This window comes from Calothrix rhizosoleniae SC01 (genome assembly GCF_900185595.1).
Classification (GTDB): domain Bacteria; phylum Cyanobacteriota; class Cyanobacteriia; order Cyanobacteriales; family Nostocaceae; genus Calothrix_A; species Calothrix_A rhizosoleniae.
In genome coordinates this window covers 1-21,713 of the sequence record NZ_FYBH01000269.1, presented here as the reverse complement: position 1 = coordinate 21,713, position 21,713 = coordinate 1, and the positions used below count along the sequence as shown (strand labels likewise).

Below are 21,713 nucleotides of genomic sequence, written 5' to 3'. Positions count from 1 at the left end.
GTGTACAGAACTTCGTCGCTGGAACATATCACCAGAAGTGTCTGTAGGTAAACACCAAGTAGTAATCGGTTTGATTGGGGACACAACAGAAATCGATCTGCAACAAATCCAAAATTTAAACCCTTGTATTGAGCAAGTGTTGCAGATAGATAAGCCTTTCAAACGGGCTAGTTTAGAATTCCGTTATGGCGAACCCAGTGATGTGAAGGTACATACACCTTCTGGAACTGTGACCTTTGGTCAAAATCATCCTGTCGTAGTAATTGCTGGTCCCTGTTCTGTGGAAAGCGAAGAGATGATTGTGGAAACGGCGTTGCATGTAAAAGCTGCAGGAGCCAGATTTCTTAGGGGAGGTGCTTACAAACCTCGAACATCGCCCTATGCTTTTCAAGGACATAAGGAAAGTGCTTTAGAATGGTTAGCAACAGCTAGATTGGTCTCTGGCTTGGGAATTATTACTGAGGTGATGGATGCTTCTGAATTGCCTCTGATTGCATCAGTTGCAGATATCCTTCAGGTTGGAGCCCGCAATATGCAAAACTTTTCTCTTTTGAAAAAAGTCGGTGCAACCAATAAGCCAGTATTACTCAAGCGTGGTTTGTCAGCCACTATTGAGGAATGGCTAATGTCAGCGGAGTATATCTTAGCAACAGGAAATCCCAACGTAATTCTCTGCGAACGGGGAATTCGGACATTTGATAAAAAATATACCCGCAATACTTTAGATCTATCTGCAATTCCTGTTTTACGTTCCTTGACTCACCTGCCAATTGCTATTGATCCTAGCCACGGTACTGGTAAATCGGAACTAGTAACTACTATGGCAATGGCGGCAACTGCTGCTGGTTGTGATTCTCTGATGGTGGAGGTTCACCCTAATCCCCAAAAAGCGCTGTCAGATGGTCCTCAATCGTTGAATTTACATGGTTTTGAGGAATTCATGCAAAAAATGATCCCTCTAAGTCAAGTCCTTGGCCGTTGGCAAGAACAGCATGATGATAGCAAAATGAATAACTATATTAATTCCAAGGAGTTAGTAGATTCAGGAATACCATCTTTATCTCTACACTAAAGTCTCATCTTTTGCAAATTTGAGTGCTGAAGCTTATATCAAATTCAACTCGTCAGTTCATCTAGTTAAAACTGAAAATATTAGTCAAGAATTATGGATACACTTCGTTTAATTCAAAATACTGGCTCCCAGACAGAATCTCCATTTTTGGGTCGTTCAGATGCTTCTGTAGTTGTAGGTGATCATCCTTTGACTATTGAAGAGGTCATTAACGTAGCACGTCATGGGGCAAAAGTCTGTCTAACTGATGATCCAGAAAAAATAGCAAATATTGAGGCATCCTGCGATTTTATTCGTCGTGCAGTTGAATCTGGTGACCCAATTTACGGTGTAACCACTGGTTTTGGTGGTATGGCAAATGTAGTTATCTCTCCTGAATCTGCGGTTTTACTGCAAAATAATTTGATGCGGTATCACAAAGTAGGTGCAGGGAAAAAATTACCTCTCGCTGATATTCGTGCTGCCATGCTTCTGCGGGCTAACTCTCATGTTGCTGGTGCATCGGGTATTCGTCTGGAACTGATTGAGCGAATGCTGATCTTCTTAAATGCTGGTGTCACACCCCATGTTTGTGAATATGGCTCAATTGGTGCTAGTGGAGATTTAACGCCTTTAGCATATATTACCGGAGCATTAATTGGTTTAGATTCTAGCTACACCGTGGATTTTCTCGGTGAAGAGATGGATGCACCAACAGCACTGAAAAAACTGGGTTTAAAACCATTGCAATTACTTCCTAAGGAAGGATTAGCAATGATGAATGGTACTTCTGTAATGACTGGGATCGCTGCTAATTGTGTCCAAGATACTAAGACACTATTAGCCTTGAGTGTGGCAGCCCATGCTTTAGCAATCCAAGGTTTAGAAGGTACTAATCAATCTTTCCATCCATATATTCATAAGCTCAAACCCCATTCCGGGCAAGTTTGGGCTGCTGAGCAAATGCTAGAGTTATTGTCTGGTTCCCGTTTAATTCGGGATGAATTAGATGGTTCCCATGATTATCGCCATGAACACCCAATTCAGGATCGTTATTCCCTACGCTGTTTAGCCCAGTATATGGGACCGATTGTCGATGGGATTGAGGAAATTGCTGGACAGGTCGAGGTAGAAATCAATTCTGCGACGGATAATCCTTTAATTGATCTCGAGAATCAGGCCAGTTACCATGGTGGTAATTTCCTTGGACAATATATTGGTGTAGGAATGGATAGACTGCGCTATTATATCGGTCTATTGGCAAAACATTTAGACGTACAAATTGCTTATCTAGCAGCTCCAGAGTTTAATCATGGGCTGTCTCCATCCCTAGTAGGAAATCCCAAGCGCACTGTAAATATGGGTTTAAAGGGATTACAAATTACTGGTAATTCCATTATGCCCCTGTTGTCATTCTATGGAAATTCCATTACCGATAGATATCCCACCCATGCTGAACAATACAATCAAAATATTAATAGTCAGGGATTTGCTTCGGCTAATTTAGCACGAACCAGTGTAGAAATTTTCCAGCAATATATAGCTGTAGCTTTGATGTTTGCTGTGCAGTCGGTTGATTTACGTACCCATAAAGTTGAAGGACATTATGATGCTCGTGCAACTTTATCACCAGCCACTGAAAATTTATACGTAGCCATCCGGGATGTAGTAGGACAACCGCCAAGTAAGGAACGTCCCTACATATGGAATGATAACGAGCAAGCTTTAGATTTACATATTAGTAAAATTGCGGATGATATCACTCATGGAGGGAAAATTGTCGCTGCAATTAATCAGGTTATATCTGGCTTGAAAGAGATTAAATCATAGGCTAAATGTGAGGAGCAGGGTGCAGGGCGAGTATAGAAAGTAGGTTAAGCCTAGAAACTAGATCATTGATTTTTGGGAGTAACTTATTTTCTTAATTACATAAAGCTCAAGGCACCCTTTCGCTTAAAGTGCAACTCCTCCACAAGAGGCATTAGGAATTAAATTACCGCAGTTCCTCTGAAAGGAACATTACGAATTACCATGAATATTGCACATCATATTGAGCGTGGTCATCGTATCTTTCCGGATAAAACGGCCATCATCTACGAAGATAAATCTTATACATACAAACACCTTGACCAATTAGTTAACCGTACGGCTAACGCACTACAGGGGTTAGGAATTGAGAAAGGCGATCGCGTGGCATTATTTTTGCCCAATATACCAGAGTTTGCGATCGCATATTTGGGAATTCTGAAAATAGGTGCGATCGTAGTTTCCCTGAATGTAATGCTCAAATCGACTGAAGTTAGTTACATTCTCAATGATTGTACTGCTAAGGCGATTTTGACCACAGCATCAGGGCGTTCCCAGCTAGTAGAAACTGATGTACCCCATTTGCAACACATTTTAATTGCTGAAGGTGCAGCCGAGCAAGATATAGATTTTGCCACCTTGATTAGCAATGCTTCTCCCATAGCTCGCGCTATGGATATGCAATGGGATTCCCCTGCAAGTATTGTCTATACTTCTGGAACTACAGGTTTTCCCAAGGGTGCAACCCTTTCTCACGGAAACATCATTTCCAATATTTTTGCCCACAATCGCTGTTGCAGAATGAGTAGAAATGATAAATTACTACTGTATGTACCTCTGTTTCACTGCTTTGGTCAAAATGCGATCTTCAACGCTGGACTCAATGTTTGTGCAACTATCATTTTACAAAGGCGATTCGACTTAGAAGTAGTTTTGTCAAGCATCAGTAAATATCAGATAACGATGTTTTTTGGAGTACCAACTATCTTTATCCGATTACTGAATCAAGACACCTCTAAATTTGACTTCAGAAGCTTGCGGTATTACTTTAGTGCTGCTGCTCCCATGCCTATGGAAATTGCTTATATGTGGCAAGATAGGTATAAGAAAGTAATTAATGAAGGCTATGGTTTAACTGAAGCATCACCCTGCGCTAGCTATAACCACAACTTCAAATATAAGTTTGGTTCTATTGGAGTCCCCATCGAAAATGTGCAAATGCAAATTGTCGATCCTCACGGTGAACAAGTATCGCCAGGAGAGTTGGGGGAAATAATTATCAAAGGGCCTAATGTCATGCTTGGTTATTGGAACCATTTGCAAGCAACTCAAAAAGTCCTTAAAAATGGTTGGTTGCATACCGGTGACATTGGTCGCATGGATTCAGAAGGCTTTTTTTACATTGCTGACCGTTTAAAAGACATGATTAATGTCTCTGGATTTAAGATATATCCTACAGAAGTTGAAAACGTAATTTATCAACATCATGATGTAGTTGAAGTTGCTGTTTATGGAGTTCCTCACCCGATAAAAGGCGAAATCTCTAAAGCCAAGATTGTATGTAAAACTGGTAGCCAAGCTACGGAATCAGAAATAACTGAATTCTGTTCCCAAAGAATGGCGACATACAAAATTCCTCACAACATTCAATTTGTCAATTCACTACCAAAAAATCCCACAGGTAAAATCATGAAAAAAATTCTGCGCGAAGAAGAATTTGCTGCTGTAACTAATAATAAAAGTTTAGTAGTTCAGACAAGATGAATACTGCGGTACAGTTGAAATAGCATACTTTCATGCAGTAATTAATTCCTTGATTGTACAATTGTGCAAATTTATTTAACTCGTTTGACACAGTAATAAAATATGATGGAATTAACTACAAACATAAGCACAACTATATCCGCATTAGCAAATATTCAGATACACAAAACTGGCGAACAGCTATTGTATAATCTCCTATTTGCTGATACTTTGAATCAAGTACTTGTCCTTAACCATAATATTAAACTTCCCTCTCTTTTCGAGGAGGAAGGAGACACAATCAACGAAATTTGTCAACAACGAAAATTTTGCCAACATCCAACACAAGCTATAATTTCTTATTCTTTTAATCAATATGAATACCAAGTCTTACCAAACAGTTAATAATACATCATCTGGTGGATCTTCAATTTTCTCGCCACCTGACAGCGATAAATTGACTCAATCAACTAACCAAACTACAGTTGGAGAAACTGTAGTCAAGATGTTAGAAGAGATGGGGGTGGAATCTGCATTTGGTATTTCTGGAGGGGGAATCGGACCTCTGTGGGCAGCTCTGAACCGCAGCAATATTCAAGTGCTCCACTTCCGCCACGAATCGGGAGCAGCCTTTGCTGCTTGTGAAGCCTCCTTCGCTAGTGATAGTCCAGTGGTAGTATTTACAACCACCGGACCAGGGATAACCAACGCATTGACCGGATTGTTGGCTGCAAGGGGGGAAGGTGCTAAGGTAATTTTATTGTCTGCAGCAACTGCAACAGGTAATCGTGGACGCTGGGCTTGTCAAGAAACCAGCTCTCACACAATGCCAATTTCTGGTTTATTTACCCCAGGACCCCTATTTAATTACGCAACAATCATCGAAACTGGGGATGAAATTCCGGAAATTTCTCGCAGACTTGCTCAAGGGTTATCCCAACCAGGAGGTTTTGTTGCCCATATAAGTATCCCTACCCCAATTCAAACCACACCATGCACTGCACAACCCCAGGTAGGATTTGTGCGTGGGGAATTAGCTCCCAGTGTTAATGTAATGGCTGAATGCGTGCAGTTACTTTCCCAGGAACCTTTTGCTATTTGGATTGGTTTTGGTGCCAGAGGAGCTGCCGCCGAAATTAAGCAATTAGCAGAATCTACAGGGGCTGGGGTCATGTGTTCCCCTCGTGCTAAGGGTATTTTCCCCGAAAATCATCCTCAATTTGTCGGTGTAACCGGATTTAGCGGTCATACTTCTGTTCTCACATATATGCGAGAGCAAAAACCCTGCCGCATTCTCGTTTTGGGAACCCGTTTAGGTGAACCTACTTCTTTCTGGGATCCTGAAATGGTACCGGCTGGTGGCTTCATCCATGTAGATATTGACCCGGAAGTACCGGGAGTTGCTTACCCATCCGCCCCAACTTTCTCGATTCAATCAGAGATTAAAATTTTCCTCAAATCCCTACTCCAATACTTCCCTCTCAGCCCTGGGCAGACATGCAGTTTATCTTTGCCTAATCCAGAAAAACAAGAAACTTCTGCCCATACAGATGGTTTAGTCAGACCAGACTTCTTGATGGATACAATCCAACGAGTAATTGTGGAAGGTAGCGATGCTGTCATCCTGGCTGAAGCTGGAAATTCCTTTGCTTGGGCAACCAATAGACTGTGCTTTAATCAACCAGGACGCTACCGTATTAGTACTGGTATGGGAGCTATGGGTCATGCGGTGACTGGAGTTGTGGGCGCATCTTGGGGAGGTCACACCAAAGCTGTTGCCATTGTCGGAGATGGGGCAATGTTGATGAATAGCGAAGTGAGTACTGCTGTTCGATTTAATATCCCTGCCGTTTGGATTGTACTGAATGACGGGCGTTACAATATGTGCGCTCAAGGTATGAATTTACAGGGATTTAAAGGGGTAGATACGCAAATACCCAGTACAAATTTTGCCCTAATAGCCCAGGGAATGGGTGGAGATGGCATCTGTGTCTCTCAAGAATCGGAACTGGAAGCAGCTTTAACAAAAGCCTTAGCAGCCCAAGTCCCCTTCGTTGTAGACATTAACCTAGACCCGAAACAACCCGCTCCCATTGGTGGCAGAATTCGCAGCCTCATCGAACAAGGGGCAATTGAATCATAAAGGAGAAAAATCATGAACTTAAAACCAGTTGGTATTCGAGCAATCGCCCTCAATTTTCCCAGCATCATCCGCACAAACGATTATTATCGAGATAACTATCCGGAGATGGTGGCTGTAGCTGAAAAGAAAACCTTGGCAAGATTATTTGCACCCGATGAGGAGGGTGCCACAGATATCTGGTCCCAAGAATTAGCTCCCTATATGTCAGATCCGTTTCGCGGTACAGTAGAAAGACGGGTAGTAGCTCCCGATGAAACTTCCCTATCCTTAGAATATAGTGCAGCTATGGATGCACTAGAGGCAGCAAAGCTTGCTCCTGAAGATATTGACTTGATGCTAGTTACCTCTCTCTTCCCTGAGCAAGTTACACCAGGAAATGCTGCCTTTCTTGCTGGTAAATTAGGATTGCAAAATGCGGCATGGAATATCGAATCAACCTGTACTTCCGCATTAGTTTCTCTCCAAACTGCCTGTTCTTTGGTACAGACAGGAGAGTATCGCAATGTTTTGGTAGTAGTTTCAACTACCTACTCTCGCTATACTGACGAAAATGATACCCTGGCATTTTTATCCGGGGATGGCGCTGGAGCGTTTGTAGTTGGACATCTGAAAGAGAGTCAAGGAGTCCTGGGTAGTAAAATTGCTAATACTGCTGCGACCTGTGGTGCTTTCTATAACGAATTTACCACTGATGAACAAGGTAATGTGAAAATGTTCATCCGGGGTGGAAAAGGTGCCAGCAAAATGTTTAATGAAACCACAGTCAAGTTCATTCGTCTGTGCTGTCATGGTGCTATTGCTGCTGCCAATGTCTCCTTGGATCAAATTGACTTTTTTGCTTTCAATACCCCCAGTGCTTGGTATTCAAAGGTTTGTACCCGTGCCCTAGGTATCGATCCAGAGCGTACCATCAATCTGAATCCCTTCTATGCCAATATTGGTCCAACATTCCCCATTGCGAATCTTTATCACGCTGCCGAATCGGGTAAAATTCGAGAGAACGATTTAGTCCTTGTTTATACAATGGGTTCCTCATCTAATGCTGGTGCTAGCGTTATGCGCTGGGGTGATGTGGCTCTCGGACCTGCTCCTGCTCCCCCACTGAGTATTTCTCAAGCACAGGAAAAAGTTCTGATTCCCAATTAATTACTGCTTAATCCCCCTGAAAAGGGGGAATTCGTCCCTTTTTTAGATAATTGTGCGAGGTTATGATGAATTTCTGGAAAAAAATACCCGTTGTATTGGCAATCGTGATGGCAGTATTTTTATTCCAAGGAGCCATTAACACATCCCCGGCTGAAGCTGCGATATACAAATTCAAATTTACAGGGGAGGAAGTTAATGGTTACTTTATTTATAATGATACTACCGAGCCGAATAAAAACGCACCGTTTAAATCACCATTCCTGACTGCTTATTATGGAGGAGTGACTGATTTCAAAGTAGATGTCGGTGAAAAAGGAAATTTTGCAGGTCAGAAGAGTAATATAATTGTTTTCTTACCTCGGATGAAGCAGGATGATTTATTAACTAAACTGAAAAATCAACATGATGAAAAATATGGAGATGATACTTATGATGTTACATCTCCTGCTGATTTCATCTTATTGCAAGTTTACAGTTATGAGCGAACCGACAGTCCCTACACATTCGTAAGCTATTTTAAGTATCCAGAAGGAGCATTTAATGGGTCTGTAAAGACACCAAAGAAAGTTCCAGATACTGCTGAAATTGCGATTTTCCCAAATGTCGATTTTCCGAAAACATTAGGGGAGCCCCTATTAATCTCACAGGTTAAGACTGAGATAGAGAAAGTTTCCGACTGAAACTTGACTAGGGGAGAATATATTCACACCTAGTACCACAAGATTACTGAAGAATTCAAAATCTGAAAATCATATTTTATCTGAGGGTGGGCATTGCTCACCTTACCCTTATTCAGAAGGTGTAAGATGTGGTACTGGGTAATAAGATTCAATGCATGTGCCATTTCAAGCAATTTTGGATTGATAATTTTGCATCAAAAGTCACAAATACCTTAATTATTAAACTATTAACATAAAATCCAAAATTGAATTAATTACTCAAACATAACTAAGTCCTGAGAAAAACACTTTGTCTTTTAGGAACGATAAAATGCAACACCAACTAAGACAAATTGACCAAGAAATAATTCAACTATTAGGTAAAAGAATCACAGCATTAGCCGAATCATCCACCTCTGATTTAGAAACAACATTATCTGATTACGAAAAAACTCTAAAACAGGCTGGAGTTCCCACCCTTATCTGGCAAAATATCCTAGTTGGTTGTATTGCTGCTCTTGCTCATAAAAAATCATCCTTAATACCTTCTAAACCACGACGAGTAACTGTAATTGGTGGTAGAGGCGCAATGGGGCGTTTTTTTTCACAGCAATTATTTGCCGCCGGACATCATGTTAACATTTTGGATACTGGAGATTGGGATCAAGCAGAATATTTACTAAATCAAGTCGATTTAGTTCTGGTTTGTGTTCCCATTGAATATACCTTAGAAGTAATTCGTAAAGTTTCTCAATACCTCTCCCCAACTACAGCTTTAGCCGATATCGCCAGTATCAAATCTTCTGTGGTGCAAGCCATGCTATCCCACCATAGCGGACCTGTCATGGGCTTACATCCGATGTTTGGCCCTGGGGTGACATCCTTTCTATCTCAAAAAATTGTAGTGTCTCCAGGGCGATTGGAAGAGCAGTTCCACTGGTTTTTAAATTTGATGGTAGGTGAAGGGGGAAAATTGATTTTCTCTACACCTGAAGAGCATGATGAAGTGATGGTGATTGTGCAAGCAATCCGCCACTTTATCACCCTTAGTTCCGGTGCTTTTCTATCAGAAGAAAAGGTGGATATCAACCGAACTTTAGATTTTTCCACTCCTATTTACAGACAAGAAATTGGTATAATTAGCCGCTTAATTACTCAATCTGCACCAATGGTTGCAGATATTATCCTAGCAACCCCAGAAAGACGGGATGCGATCGCTCGCTTGGCAAATACTAATAATAGAATAGCACAGTTAGTAGTCCAGGGGGATCGAGACTCTTTAATTTCGGAATTGCAAGGATTACAGCAATTTTTTGGCGAAGAAGCTACTGACAGTCTCCAAGAAAGTAATTATGTTATTAATGCGCTGACTTCCCTATTAACAGCAAATGAAGTCCAGCAAAATCAATTTGTACCAATCAGCGAAACACCAATCCCCCAGGATAAAGTTGATTTATGTAATGCAAATATGATTTAACTAAAGGTGTTGCTGATTTGCAGGATGAAATGGGAAAAATCAGGTACTTAAAACTTTTCATACCTGAATTCAGCAATGCCCATCCCCCACTTATGCAAAGCCTAACTAAGACTAATTGGCTCTTTTAACAAATACTAGACATATTACTTATGAAAAAACAACCAGATGTATCAATTAAAGCGCTTAATCAAGTTTTAGCAAAGTTGGGGAAATATCCCAGAATGGTATTTGGTGCGATCGCCAGTTTGTTAATGCTGACGGCTGCGAATATTTTAACCCCTCAATTAATTCGCTGGGGAATTGATGCGGGTATTGCCAAAAAGGACCTACAGGTGATTTTTATTTGTGGGGGATTAATGGTTCTGCTGGCTGTGATCCGGGGATTGTTCAATTTTGGTCAAAGTTTTTTGGCAGAGGCTATATCTCAAGGTATTGCTTATGATCTCAGAAATGCATTTTTTACCCAAGCCCAGCATCTAAACTTAAGTTACCACGAGCGCACCCCCGCATCCCAATTATTGACCCGCGTTAGTAACGATATTGAACAAATTCGCGTTTTCATTGGTACAACCCTCCTGCAAATTTTTGGTTCTGTGATCGTGCTATTAACCAGCATCATCATTTTGCTGGTAATGAATTGGAAACTCGCCCTCATAGCATTGTCAATTATACCTATTTCCATGATTTTACTGGGCAAATTCTTTCAAACGAATGCTCCCTTGTTCGGTAAAATGCAGATGCAACTGGATGATTTAAATGGAGTATTGCAAGAGAATTTATTTGGTGTACGTACCATTAAAGCTTTTGTCCGTGAAGAAACGGAAGTAAACCGTTATACCGTCGCCAACCAAGGGTTTTTCTCAACCAGTCTGAAAACTATTTATGCACTGCGGAATACGTTCCCTGTCATCTTTTTATTAAGTAATTTACTGGCAGTTGTAATTTTAGGACTTGGAAGTTTAGAGGTAATTAACAACAGATTTTCTATTGGTGAATTGATTGCATTTAATTCATATTTAGTATTTATTATCCAACCACTTCTCCAGACTAGTTTCGCTTCCTCATTAGTAGCCCAAGCAGCAGCATCAGCTGAGAGGATTTATGAAGTTATAGATGCAGATATTGAAATTAAGGAATCTCCCGATGCAATTGTTTTGAACGAATGTGAAGGGAGAATTTCTTTGGAAAATGTTGATTTCTGCTATCCCGAAGTTAAAGAAAATACCCTCGATAATATTTCATTTGATATTGAGCCAGGGGAAACAGTAGCTATTTTAGGAATGACTGGATCAGGTAAAAGTACAATTGCTAAATTGATACCACGCTTTTATGACCCAACCCAGGGAATAGTTAAGATTGATGGTTATGATGTTCGCTCTTTAAGTTTAAGTAGTTTGCGCTCTCATATTGGCTTTATTTCCCAAGATGCAAATTTATTTTCTGGAACTATTCGTGAAAATATTGCTTACGGATTACCAGATGCTACCCTATCCCAGGTAATTGAAGCGGCAAAATTTGCTCAAATTCATGATTTTATTATTAGTTTACCTGATGGTTATGATACTGTAATTGGGGAAAGAGGAATTGGTTTATCAGGGGGACAAAAACAGAGAATTGCTATTGCTCGCGTATTACTCAATGATTGCAAAATTCTGATTGTAGATGAGAGCCTTTCTGCTGTTGATGCCAAAACAGGAGCATTAATTCAAAAATCCTTCAATCTTCTCATGGAGCAACGTCAACACACCTTAATTTATATTACCCAACGTATTAGTAATATAGTTAGAAATGCTGACAAAATTTTCATAGTTGATGAGGGTATAGATCAAGTTAACTTTGATGCTCAACCAGGGCAAGCGATCGCATTAGTTGGAGCAACAGGTGCAGGAAAAACTACAATAATTAGCTTGATATCTCGCTTCTATGATGTCACAGATGGTGCAGTCAAAATCGATGGCATAGATGTCAGAAAAGTCACAAAAGCAAGTTTGCGCCGTCAAATTGGTATTGTCTCACAAGATACTGTAATTTTCAGCTGTAGCGTTGCTGAAAATATTGCCTTTGGAAATCCTCAAGCAACAATAGCAGAAATTGAAAACGCGGCAAAGGTTGCCAATATTCATGAATTTATCTTGAGTTTGCCCCAAGGTTATGAAACACAATTAGGACAACGTGGGGTAAATTTAAGTAAAGGACAACAACAGCTAATTAGCATAGCTCGTGCAGTTTTGATCAACCCAAGAATCCTGATTTTGGACGAAGCAACAAGTAATATTGACAACCAAACAGAGAATTTAGTCCAACAAGCAATCACTAATTTACTTGAAGGTCGTACCAGCTTTATTATTGCTCACCGTCTGTCTACTGTTACCAACGCAGATAAGGTACTAGTTATTCAGCAAGGACAAATCATCGAACAAGGGACTCATACAGAATTGATGGATCAAAGGGGAGTATACGCAAATCTCTATTCCTTACAATTAGCAAATAATGTTAAAACTGATCTGAATGCGATATTACGGTAACAGATATCAGTTTAAATATATAAATAGACATCTCCAAAATCTTTATTACTTTGGAGATGTCTATTTTTGATTCTGTGCCTATATAATTATTTTATTCAAGATTCTACTGACAAGATTAGAATTAAGATTTGAAGGAAGCAGAAAGTTGAAATTAGGCAAGGCAAAAAGGCTTACCTTAAAACTTATTTTTTCCCTCCTGCCTCCTGCCTTCTGCCTTCTGCTTTGTCTGAAGGGCTGAGAACTAAACCATCTTGAACTCGGATAACTCTTTTGGTTTGATCTGCAACCTCTTGTTCGTGAGTTACTATCACAATGGTAATTCCCTGTTCATTTAATTCTGATAGCAAATCCATCACTTCTTGAGATGTTTGAGAATCTAACGCACCCGTAGGTTCATCTGCTAAAACTAAAGCTGGTTGATTAACTAATGCCCGTGCAATCGCTACCCTTTGTTGTTGCCCTCCAGAAAGTTGATTTGGACGGTTAAACATGCGTTCAACTAGTCCTACTTTTGTCAACGCTTTTTCTGCTAATTCACGGCGTTTTCGCCTAGAAACACTAGCATAAATCATTGGTAACATCACATTTTCTATAGCTGTTGCACGAGGCAATAAATTAAATTGTTGGAATACAAAACCTATCCTTTGATTGCGGATATATGCCAAGTCATCATCATTAAAACTACTTAAATTTCTGCCTTCAAGAATATATTTTCCTTCTGTTGGTCTATCCAAACAACCAAGAATATTCATTAATGTAGATTTACCTGAGCCAGATGCACCCATAATAGAAACATATTCCCCTTCTTCAATAGACAAATTAATGCCCTTGAGTATGGGAATACTAGCTTCCCCCAAGTGATAATTTTTTTTAATATGTTCGAGATAAATCATCTTATTTATTGTCCATCAAAAATACTAAATTATTACTCGGAGACAAGATATGGGCTGGTGAAAAAAATGGCACGCTCTAAGTTATATATTTTATTGATTAGCTGAATTAACCAGCATAAATTATTAGTATAAGCCCATAATTAATCACTACGTAAAGCTGTTATTGGGTCTAATTTAGATGCATTGCGAGCAGGAATAACTCCAGCTAATAAACCTACACTGAATGAAAGTCCAGAACCAACAACGATGGATGAAACTGAAATGACAAAAGGGATATTAAAAGCTAATGATGCAACAGAAGCAATTAAAATACCACCCCCCATACCAATTACACCTCCTATACTAGAGATAATAATGGCCTCAGCTAGGAACTGATTTAAAATTGCAGAATTCTTTGCTCCCACAGCTTTACGGATGCCAATTTCTCGCGTCCTTTCCACAACCGAAACGAGCATAATATTAGCAATCCCAATGCCACCAACTACCAAAGAAATTCCCGCGATCGCAACTACCATAACTGTCAACAAGCCAACTATACTAGTAAAAGTTTTAATAATATCAGCTTGATTGGTAATTCGGAAATCATCCTCCTGAGGTGGGTATATATTATGGCGAATACGTAGCAAATTTGTAATTTGAAATTGAGCCGCAATAAGTTGTTCTTGAGTCTTAGATTTTACTAAAATATTATTAACTGAAATTCCAGATAAAGCATTATTACCTACAATTCGCGCTGACATACTTGTGAGGGGAATATATATTGCATCATCTCTATCTGTAGGACCTTGAGAGCCCTTAGCTTCCATGACTCCAATAATTTTATAAGCTTCACCCTTAATCCTAATTACTTTACCAACAATGTTCTTTTTATCTCCAAATAAATTACGTTTAACAGTAGGAGCTAAAACTGCTACTTCTTTACTATCATTTAATTCTTCTTGATTAAAAAATCTTCCTTCCTGTGGATAAGTATTTCTAACTTCGGGATAATTTAGATCAGTACCATAAATATTTGTAGAAGTATTTTTATCTTCATAAACAACTTGTTCTTTACCTTGTAAATAGGCAGAAACAACGTCAGCAGATACAGCTTGGGAAGCAATTGCTTTCGCATCTTCCCAAGTTAAAGTACTTGTTGAACCCAATCCTTGACTAATATTACCTCTAACTGCAGCACCAGCAAATATTTGTAATACATTTGTACCTAGCGATTGGATCTCTTTTTCTGTAGCTTTCTGTACACCTTGACCGATAGAAGTAATACCAATTACGGAAGAAATCCCAATAATCATCCCTAACATAGTTAGTCCTGTGCGTAATTTATTACTCCACAGCACTTCTATTGCCATTGAAAAGATTTCTATATAATAAATAGAAGTTTCAGTTTTACGTGATTTTAAAACCATTAATCATCTCTCAATATCGATATATTTAATGCCAACTAGTCCCATTAAATTCAGTTTTATCTAGCTTTTAAATATCTATCTAATGATATTTTACCCTCTACTTTGATTTGATCGGATTGTGACACTTAAGTAAATCATAAGTACTCAATCAGAGTATTTGGAAATGACTACAATTTACTTATGGAGCAGGTGGGAACATACCTCGTGGTTGAGAATCAGGCTTCATCCCTGGGGGGAAACTAATTAGAACCTGTTTGTCAGCAGTAATTCCAGAAAGGATTTGAGTTTTATTTTTAACTGTAACACCAGTTTCAATCGGGACAAACTTGGGTTTTTTATCTGCCCCAACAATAAAGACACCACTTTGGTTTTTTCGACGCACAATGGAAACAGTTGGAGCAACTAAACTATCTTTCAATTCACCAACTTGAAATTCAGCAGTTACATTCATTCCAGATTTTAATATTTTTTCATTATCAGAAGTGATATCTACTTTTACTTCAAAGCTAGTGACATTTTGCTCAATAGTTGCTTGAGATGCAATTTGTGAGACTTTTCCTTGAATTTTCTTTTCTGGATAAGCATCTACTGCAACTTTTACTTGTTGATCAATCTTAATTTTGGAGATATTTGATTCAGATAAATTTGCTACCACCTGATTTGTTGATGCTAGTGATAAAATCGAAGAAGACAGTGCTGAAGAGACAGCACTTCCTGCAGTTGTTGGTGTCACAAAAGAACCTGGATCCGCATATTTTTTGGCTACTAAACCATCAAAGGGTGCCCTAATGACTGTATCGTTAATTTGAGCTTGTATAGTCTTTAAGGAACCGCGTGCAGAGATAACTTGAGCCCGTGCTTGTTTAATATCTTCCTTTCGGCTGCCGATTTTAATTAATTTTAAAGCTTGTTGTAATTGTTTAACTTTTGCCTGTGCTTGTTCAATATCTTCTTTACGGGTACCTGATTGTTGTAATGCTAAAGCTTTTTTAGCTTCCTGTACTTCTAATAGACTTTTATCTCGGTCTATTTGATAAGTAGTAAAATCTTGATTTGATATTGCACCTTCTTTAAATAATTTTTGATATCGCTGGAGTTCCTCGTCAGCTTTCTTCAAAGACAGTTTCGAGCTTTGAAAACGTGCTTCAGCTTGAGCTATATCTTCAGGACGATTTCCCGCTATTAGTTTTTTCAGATTTGCTTGGCTTTCCTCTAATTGTGCTTCAGCTTGAGCTATATCTTCAGGACGGTTCCCTGAAATTAGTTTTTGTAAATTAGCTTCTTCCGAAACTAATTTTCCTCTAGCTTGGAGGAGATCTCCTTGTAGATTTGAGTCATCCATATAGGCAATGATTTGCCCTTTTTTGACCAAATCACCTTCTTTAACTAATAATTTTTTGACAACTCCCGCATTTTTTGGACTGACATTAACTGTACGTTCTGGCTCAATAGTACCATTGACCGAAACTATCATTTTTAGGTCTTGTTTTGTCACTGGAGCAGTCAAAAATTTATTTTGTGCTTGGGTAATATTAGCAGTAAATAAAGAGTGGACTGTATGGACTGCTCCTCCAAGAAAAATAAATCCCAAAAACCAAAATAGTAAACGATTTAGATTTTTGTACCTAGAAAATTTAGTGAATTTTGATGATGAATATTTTGGATTATGTGTATTAGTTTTCATGATTTATAGGAATGATAAGAGTATGAACATTAATGGGGTAAAAACATCGAAGTTTTGACACTCCTCCTCTAAATAAACGAGGATTCTACATTCACAGACTTGCTTTTAGACAGTAGACTTGTAACTGCCCAAGAGGGTAAATCTCCTGTAGCATAAGTTTCCGTGTGCCTCATAGTACTAAATCCTAGTCTCAAAATATTGATACTGGCATTTATGCTTCTGTATGCCATGTATCCGCAATCTAGGCATACATGAGTGATGGTAGATAGAGATAGAGATTTTTTCACTTTAAAGCCACACTTGAGCGACAATTATGTTTAAAATCAGGAAATCCTTTCTTAACCTTGAATTTTTTATTACAGTTGCTGTAAAACCTTGCTATTGAGTTCCAAGCAGGTTCTGCAGCAGATGATAGAGCCATTAAATTAAGCTCATTGGCAAAGGGAAAATCGGTGGCTAATACCGCACAATATTTATTAAGAACATACTTGTCAAGCTTTAAATCTTTGCTGTCCATCCAGTAACGCAAACATTTATTTGGGATAAATTGGCTAGTGCAAATAGCATTATCTATTACACGATACCGCTTATCGTTCCCTTGACATTTGAACTCGTAAATTATCACCGGCCCGAACAACCAAATCTACAATTTTATGCTATCACGTTCGCCATAAGCTAACCACTTAAACAAAATATATGTAACTTAAACAAAATACATGGGGGTAAATATAAGATACTGCAATCTTTCAGATTTCTCAATCTAAGAGCAAATGGCATTCCCTTATCTTTCTCCATCCACCTCCTACATGTATAGATAAAAGTCTATATTCCAACAAAAAATAATTTCCTTCTTGGTGGCACGCAAGCTTAGTACCATCTGTAATGATATAAGGCATCATACAAAAATAAAATTGTACAAATTTTATCTGAAATAGGTTATAAATATAGTTTCCATATAAAAGCTGTACAGATTATTTCTACATAAGTCCTCAGGGGATGAATTTAAAAATCTTAATATATTAACCGTAACTTTTTGGCAGCTTGGCTGCAATATTCATTATTATGCTAAATTTTTTATTCTTAGGTCTAGCTAGTTACTGCATAATTAATTGCATATTTATACTTGACAAATTAAAATTTTTATCAAATTTTTGTGATAAAAATTTCATTCATATCTAGGTTGAAGGGCTAAATATAAATTTTACTGATATTTGTATCTATAAATTTATCAATAAGTAATCATTATTATTCATCAAAGTTATGTTTTAAGTCATCCTGGTTCATAAAAATTGATATTTAGCTTTTGCTTTAGGAGCCAAATCCCTGATCTGATATCATGTCCGGTTAAGACTGCAAGGGGGCAGGGAGCAGGGAGCAAGGGAAGAAAGAGTTTGGTTGATTTTTGCATGGATGGCAATATCATAAGTAATCAGGCAGACATGATATGACACATGGACTAAACTAACCTGATAGGAAGCGCATTACTCTACGTAAGTGCCACAAGTCTTTTTTGATCCAAACTTTAGCTTGCTGACCGAAGGGGCTAGCACTGAGCATTTCTTCCATTTCTTTCTGAAATGCTTTTTCACCGTTGTTACAGAGAATGTGTACAGGTTCAGCACCCAATTCTAGCAAGAAGCTGGTAACACCATGAATCAAATCGGGATCGCCATAGATAGCGAACTTCTTACCGTGAATCCACGCATAAGAGTCAGTCATTGCGTCAACTAAACGACCGCGCTCTATTTCTAACTCCTGAGGAATGGGCTTACCAGTCATTTCTGACAATGCCATCAAGAATTCATCAGTACCCTTAACACCCCAAGGACGTAGAACCTTGGTTGTTTGACTCCATTCTTTCTTAACAAACTCTTGGGTTTTAACGGTAGCATAGTGCTGTAAAAAGATAGTATCTTTAGCATTACAAGCATCTGCTGCATCTTCCAGCTTAGTACCACCAGGATACATATCGTACTGGCCGTTGTTGGGAGAATCCAAATAGTCGCTGTTGTCAGAGAGAATTGTGTAGTCAATTCCCATTAAACCGAGCATCCGCTTAATTTCACGGTTATTTTCGGTGTAGGTATCAAAACCAGGAACAAAGTTCAATTTACCATTACTGGTGCTCTTCTTCTTACCTTCAGTCAGGTTTAAAAGAATACCTCTCATCATATTGTCGTAGCCGGTGATGTGAGAGCCTACGAAACTGGGAGTATGAGCAAAAGGAACGGGAAGTTCTTGAGGAACAGAACCTTTATTCTTAGAGTTGGTAATGAATGCACCCAAGTCATCACCGATAACCTCAGCCATACAGGTAGTAGAAACAGCAATCATTTTAGGCTTATAGAGCTGGTAAGAGTTCTGTAAACCATCAATCATGTTATTCAAACCACCGAAAACGGCTGCATCTTCAGTCATAGAAGAAGATACGGCAGAAAATGGCTCTTTGTAGTGACGGCTAAGGTGGGTACGGAAGTAAGCTACACAACCTTGAGAACCTTGGACAAAAGGTAAAGTACCTTCAAAACCAACTGCAGCAAAGATAGCTCCTAAGGGTTGACAACCTTTAGCAGGGTTAACGGTTAAAGCTTCACGAGCAAAGTTCTTTTCCCGATATTCCCAGCTTTTTGTCCATTCAGAAACCCGCTCAACTTCTGATTGGGGGTGTGCACCTTCAAACTGTTCTCGCTTATTCTTGAATAGTTCGCTATATTCAGGCTGTTGAAATAGCTCAACGTGGTCTACAATTTTCTCTGGATTCTGTGGCATTGATGTATCTCTCTAGTTTCTGAGTAATTAGCTGGTAAGGGGGATAGCCATTGGGTTGTCACCTCTGGAGGGAGTTACGAGTGATGAATTATGAATAATGAATGAAATTCATCCTTCATCCAGCATTCAGCATTCACCATTCCTCCCTCACATCCTGGGGTGAACACCCCAGGCTATCCATATATTTCAAGAATTAGGCAGCCTTAGCTTTTGCAGCAGTTTGTTTCCAAGGGGTAGCAACTAAGTCCCAAGTGGGGCTGTTGAGCGCCATATCCATGTCACGAGCGAAGATAGCAAATCCATCATAACCGTGATAAGGACCGGAGTAATCCCAAGAGTGCATTTGACGGAAAGGAAGACCCATCTTGTGGAAGACATACTTCTCTTTGATACCAGCAGCAACCATGTCAGGATGTCTGTGCTTCACAAACTCCTCGAATTCATAAGCAGTTACGTCATCATAGATGATGGTCGCGTTATCAATGTAGTTAGTGGTACGCTTGTAGTCGTCATTGTGAGCGAACTCATAGCCAGTACCGATAACTTCGATACCCAAGTCTTGGAATGCGGGGACAACGTGACGAGGACGCAGACCACCAACATACAGCATTACGGTCTTACCTTCTAAGCGAGGACGGTACTTCTTAAGTACTTCATCCATGATTGGCTGATACTTAGCAATTACTTTCTCAGCATTTGCTTGGATTTTTTCGTCAAACTTAGAAGCAATTTCACGGAGAGATGCAGCAATCTTATTAGGACCAAAGAAATTGAACTCCATCCAAGGCATACCATAAGCTTCTTCCAAACTACGACAAATGTAGTTCATGGAACGGTAACAGTGGATTAAGGTTAACTTAGCAGCAGGACCTTGGACTAACTCTTGGATAGTACCATCACCAGACCACTGAGCAACTACGCGCAAGCCGATTTCTTCCAACAACATACGGCTAGACCAAGCGTCACCACCGATGTTGTAGTCACCAATTAAGGATACATCGTAGGGACCAGGTTCAAAATCAAGGCTATTGTTTTTCTTCGCTTCGTCATACTTGGGGAATACCCAGTCACGAATAGCGTCGTTAGCAATGTGGTGACCCAAGGACTGGGACACACCCCGGAAACCTTCACAACGTAGGGGAATTACAGGCTTACCAATGTCTTTAGATGTCTTCTTAGCTACAGCTTCGATGTCATCACCAATTAGACCGATGGGACACTCAGACTGGATAGAAACACCATTGTTGAGAGGGAAGAGTTCTTCGATTTCGTTGATGATTTTGACAAGTTTTTTGTCACCACCAAAAACGATGTCCCGTTCTTGGAAGTCGGAGGTGAAATGCATGGTACCGAAAGAATCGACACCAGTTACACCAACGTAGTAGTTACGACGACCAGACCAAGACCAGTAACCACAACCAACGGGACCGTGGCTAATGTGGATCATATCTTTGATAGGTCCCCAAACCACACCCTTGGAACCTGCATAAGCACAACCACGCGCGGTCATTACACCAGGAATGGATTTGATGTTAGACTTAACACCGCAATCAGCCTTACCTTCTTCGTGAACGTTGAGGTGTTTGGTACGCTTTTTGCGTGCTTTCTCAGGATAAGCTTGGAGTACCTCTTCAACTAGCTTTTGATGTTCTTCTACAAGATTCTTGTCAGGAGGTGTCATAGTCTGCCTCTATTTAGTGTTTAGGATGGGGGAATGGAATGATGGCTAGGGGATGGAAAAGGGGAAGGAAGGAGAGGAGAAGTAATGAAGGCTGAGAGTAGAATCAATGTCATACTTCATACTTCATACTTCACACTTTCCTCATCTGTTGAACCTACTTCGCTGTGACTACAGCACTACTTACTTAGCAGTAGCTTCAGCAGGCTTACCAATGATTTCTGCGTGCTTGGTATCGTCATCTAATAGACCGTATTCAATCAACAGAGCTTCTAGTTCATCCATTTCCATTGGTGTAGGAATGGTGAGTTTGTCGTTGTTGATGATTTTCTTCGCTAATGCAGCGTACTCTTTAGCTTGGTTACTTTCAGGAGCGTACTCGTTAACGGTCATACGACGCAATTCTGCGTGTTGAACGATGTTGTCACGAGGTACGAAGTGGATCATTTGGGTGTTGAGTCTTTCAGCCAAGTTCATGATCAACTCGTCTTCACGGTCAACCTTACGGCTGTTACAAATTAAACCACCTAGACGTACACCACCGGAATGAGCGTACTTCAGAATACCACGAGCGATGTTGTTTGCAGCGTACATCGCCATCATCTCACCAGAGGTAACGATGTAGATTTCTTGTGCTTTACCTTCACGAATAGGCATAGCGAAACCGCCACTTTCCGCTACTTACAGGCAAAAAATTATAACGTACAAAATATATAGGGTTTCTCCCCCTACT

13 protein-coding genes and 2 pseudogenes are annotated in these 21,713 nt (G+C 39.6%); 8 read left to right on the top strand and 7 right to left on the bottom strand.

What is annotated here, in order from left to right; translation table 11 throughout:
• From aroF to CALSC_RS15965, 8 genes are all read left to right on the top strand, one after another.
• The coding region (aroF, locus tag CALSC_RS16005; protein ID WP_235006810.1) for a 3-deoxy-7-phosphoheptulonate synthase at positions 1-1,072 on the top strand (1,072 nt) is incomplete at its 5' end.
• A 93-nt stretch (positions 1,073-1,165) separates the two neighbouring features.
• On the top strand, positions 1,166-2,881 hold the full coding sequence (locus CALSC_RS16000) for an HAL/PAL/TAL family ammonia-lyase (RefSeq protein WP_088242310.1): 1,716 nt from the start codon (positions 1,166-1,168) through the stop codon (positions 2,879-2,881).
• A gap of 201 nt (positions 2,882-3,082) precedes the next feature.
• A complete protein-coding gene (locus tag CALSC_RS15995) occupies positions 3,083-4,621 on the top strand; it encodes a class I adenylate-forming enzyme family protein (protein ID WP_088242309.1) in 1,539 nt (512 codons plus the stop codon).
• 355 nt (positions 4,622-4,976) lie between these two features.
• Positions 4,977-6,743, top strand: coding sequence for a ScyA-related TPP-binding enzyme (locus CALSC_RS15985; protein WP_088242307.1), 1,767 nt, complete (start codon positions 4,977-4,979; stop codon positions 6,741-6,743).
• Between the two features lie 12 nt (positions 6,744-6,755).
• Positions 6,756-7,889: a 3-oxoacyl-ACP synthase III family protein gene (locus tag CALSC_RS15980; RefSeq protein WP_088242306.1), complete on the top strand. Its 1,134-nt coding sequence runs from the start codon at positions 6,756-6,758 to the stop codon at positions 7,887-7,889.
• A gap of 62 nt (positions 7,890-7,951) precedes the next feature.
• Complete coding sequence (locus tag CALSC_RS15975) at positions 7,952-8,569, top strand: hypothetical protein (protein WP_088242305.1); 618 nt, start codon at positions 7,952-7,954, stop codon at positions 8,567-8,569.
• A 310-nt stretch (positions 8,570-8,879) separates the two neighbouring features.
• Positions 8,880-10,025: a bifunctional chorismate mutase/prephenate dehydrogenase gene (gene tyrA / locus CALSC_RS15970; protein ID WP_088242304.1), complete on the top strand. Its 1,146-nt coding sequence runs from the start codon at positions 8,880-8,882 to the stop codon at positions 10,023-10,025.
• Between the two features lie 149 nt (positions 10,026-10,174).
• The gene (locus CALSC_RS15965) at positions 10,175-12,550 is read left to right on the top strand and encodes an ABC transporter ATP-binding protein/permease (protein WP_235006809.1); all 2,376 of its coding nucleotides are present in this window, start codon (positions 10,175-10,177) and stop codon (positions 12,548-12,550) included.
• Positions 12,551-12,732: 182 nt separating this feature from the next.
• Here the strand turns inward: CALSC_RS15965 and CALSC_RS15955 are convergent, their stop codons facing one another.
• The 7 genes and pseudogenes from CALSC_RS15955 to nifH form a co-directional block, all read right to left on the bottom strand.
• Complete coding sequence (locus CALSC_RS15955) at positions 12,733-13,443, bottom strand: ABC transporter ATP-binding protein (protein ID WP_200817653.1); 711 nt, start codon at positions 13,441-13,443, stop codon at positions 12,733-12,735.
• Positions 13,444-13,583: 140 nt separating this feature from the next.
• Positions 13,584-14,849, bottom strand: coding sequence for an ABC transporter permease (locus tag CALSC_RS15950; RefSeq protein ID WP_088242302.1), 1,266 nt, complete (start codon positions 14,847-14,849; stop codon positions 13,584-13,586).
• Positions 14,850-15,027: 178 nt separating this feature from the next.
• Positions 15,028-16,533, bottom strand: coding sequence for an efflux RND transporter periplasmic adaptor subunit (locus tag CALSC_RS15945; RefSeq protein ID WP_088242301.1), 1,506 nt, complete (start codon positions 16,531-16,533; stop codon positions 15,028-15,030).
• 301 nt (positions 16,534-16,834) lie between these two features.
• Positions 16,835-17,158, bottom strand: a pseudogene (locus CALSC_RS28055) (RNA-guided endonuclease TnpB family protein); the annotation flags it as partial.
• A gap of 836 nt (positions 17,159-17,994) precedes the next feature.
• On the bottom strand, positions 17,995-19,302 hold the full coding sequence (gene nifK / locus CALSC_RS15935) for a nitrogenase molybdenum-iron protein subunit beta (protein WP_088242300.1): 1,308 nt from the start codon (positions 19,300-19,302) through the stop codon (positions 17,995-17,997).
• Positions 19,303-19,495: 193 nt separating this feature from the next.
• Complete coding sequence (gene nifD, locus CALSC_RS15930) at positions 19,496-20,983, bottom strand: nitrogenase molybdenum-iron protein alpha chain (RefSeq protein WP_088242299.1); 1,488 nt, start codon at positions 20,981-20,983, stop codon at positions 19,496-19,498.
• Positions 20,984-21,163: 180 nt separating this feature from the next.
• Positions 21,164-21,649, bottom strand: a pseudogene (nifH, locus tag CALSC_RS15925) (nitrogenase reductase); the annotation flags it as partial.
• Positions 21,650-21,713 lie beyond the last annotated feature (64 nt).

What these genes read in the sequence shown, in the direction of transcription:
- CALSC_RS15985 (WP_088242307.1), top strand. Translation starts at nt 4,977, where the DNA reads ATGAATACCAAGTCTTACCAAACAGTTAATAATACATCATCTGGTGGA.
- CALSC_RS15965 (WP_235006809.1), top strand. Translation starts at nt 10,175, where the DNA reads ATGAAAAAACAACCAGATGTATCAATTAAAGCGCTTAATCAAGTTTTA.
- CALSC_RS15975 (WP_088242305.1), top strand. Translation starts at nt 7,952, where the DNA reads ATGATGAATTTCTGGAAAAAAATACCCGTTGTATTGGCAATCGTGATG.
- CALSC_RS15945 (WP_088242301.1), bottom strand. Translation starts at nt 16,533, where the DNA reads ATGAAAACTAATACACATAATCCAAAATATTCATCATCAAAATTCACT.
- CALSC_RS15980 (WP_088242306.1), top strand. Translation starts at nt 6,756, where the DNA reads ATGAACTTAAAACCAGTTGGTATTCGAGCAATCGCCCTCAATTTTCCC.
- nifD (WP_088242299.1), bottom strand. Translation starts at nt 20,983, where the DNA reads ATGACACCTCCTGACAAGAATCTTGTAGAAGAACATCAAAAGCTAGTT.
- CALSC_RS16000 (WP_088242310.1), top strand. Translation starts at nt 1,166, where the DNA reads ATGGATACACTTCGTTTAATTCAAAATACTGGCTCCCAGACAGAATCT.
- tyrA (WP_088242304.1), top strand. Translation starts at nt 8,880, where the DNA reads ATGCAACACCAACTAAGACAAATTGACCAAGAAATAATTCAACTATTA.
- nifK (WP_088242300.1), bottom strand. Translation starts at nt 19,302, where the DNA reads ATGCCACAGAATCCAGAGAAAATTGTAGACCACGTTGAGCTATTTCAA.
- CALSC_RS15995 (WP_088242309.1), top strand. Translation starts at nt 3,083, where the DNA reads ATGAATATTGCACATCATATTGAGCGTGGTCATCGTATCTTTCCGGAT.
- CALSC_RS15955 (WP_200817653.1), bottom strand. Translation starts at nt 13,443, where the DNA reads ATGATTTATCTCGAACATATTAAAAAAAATTATCACTTGGGGGAAGCT.
- CALSC_RS15950 (WP_088242302.1), bottom strand. Translation starts at nt 14,849, where the DNA reads ATGGTTTTAAAATCACGTAAAACTGAAACTTCTATTTATTATATAGAA.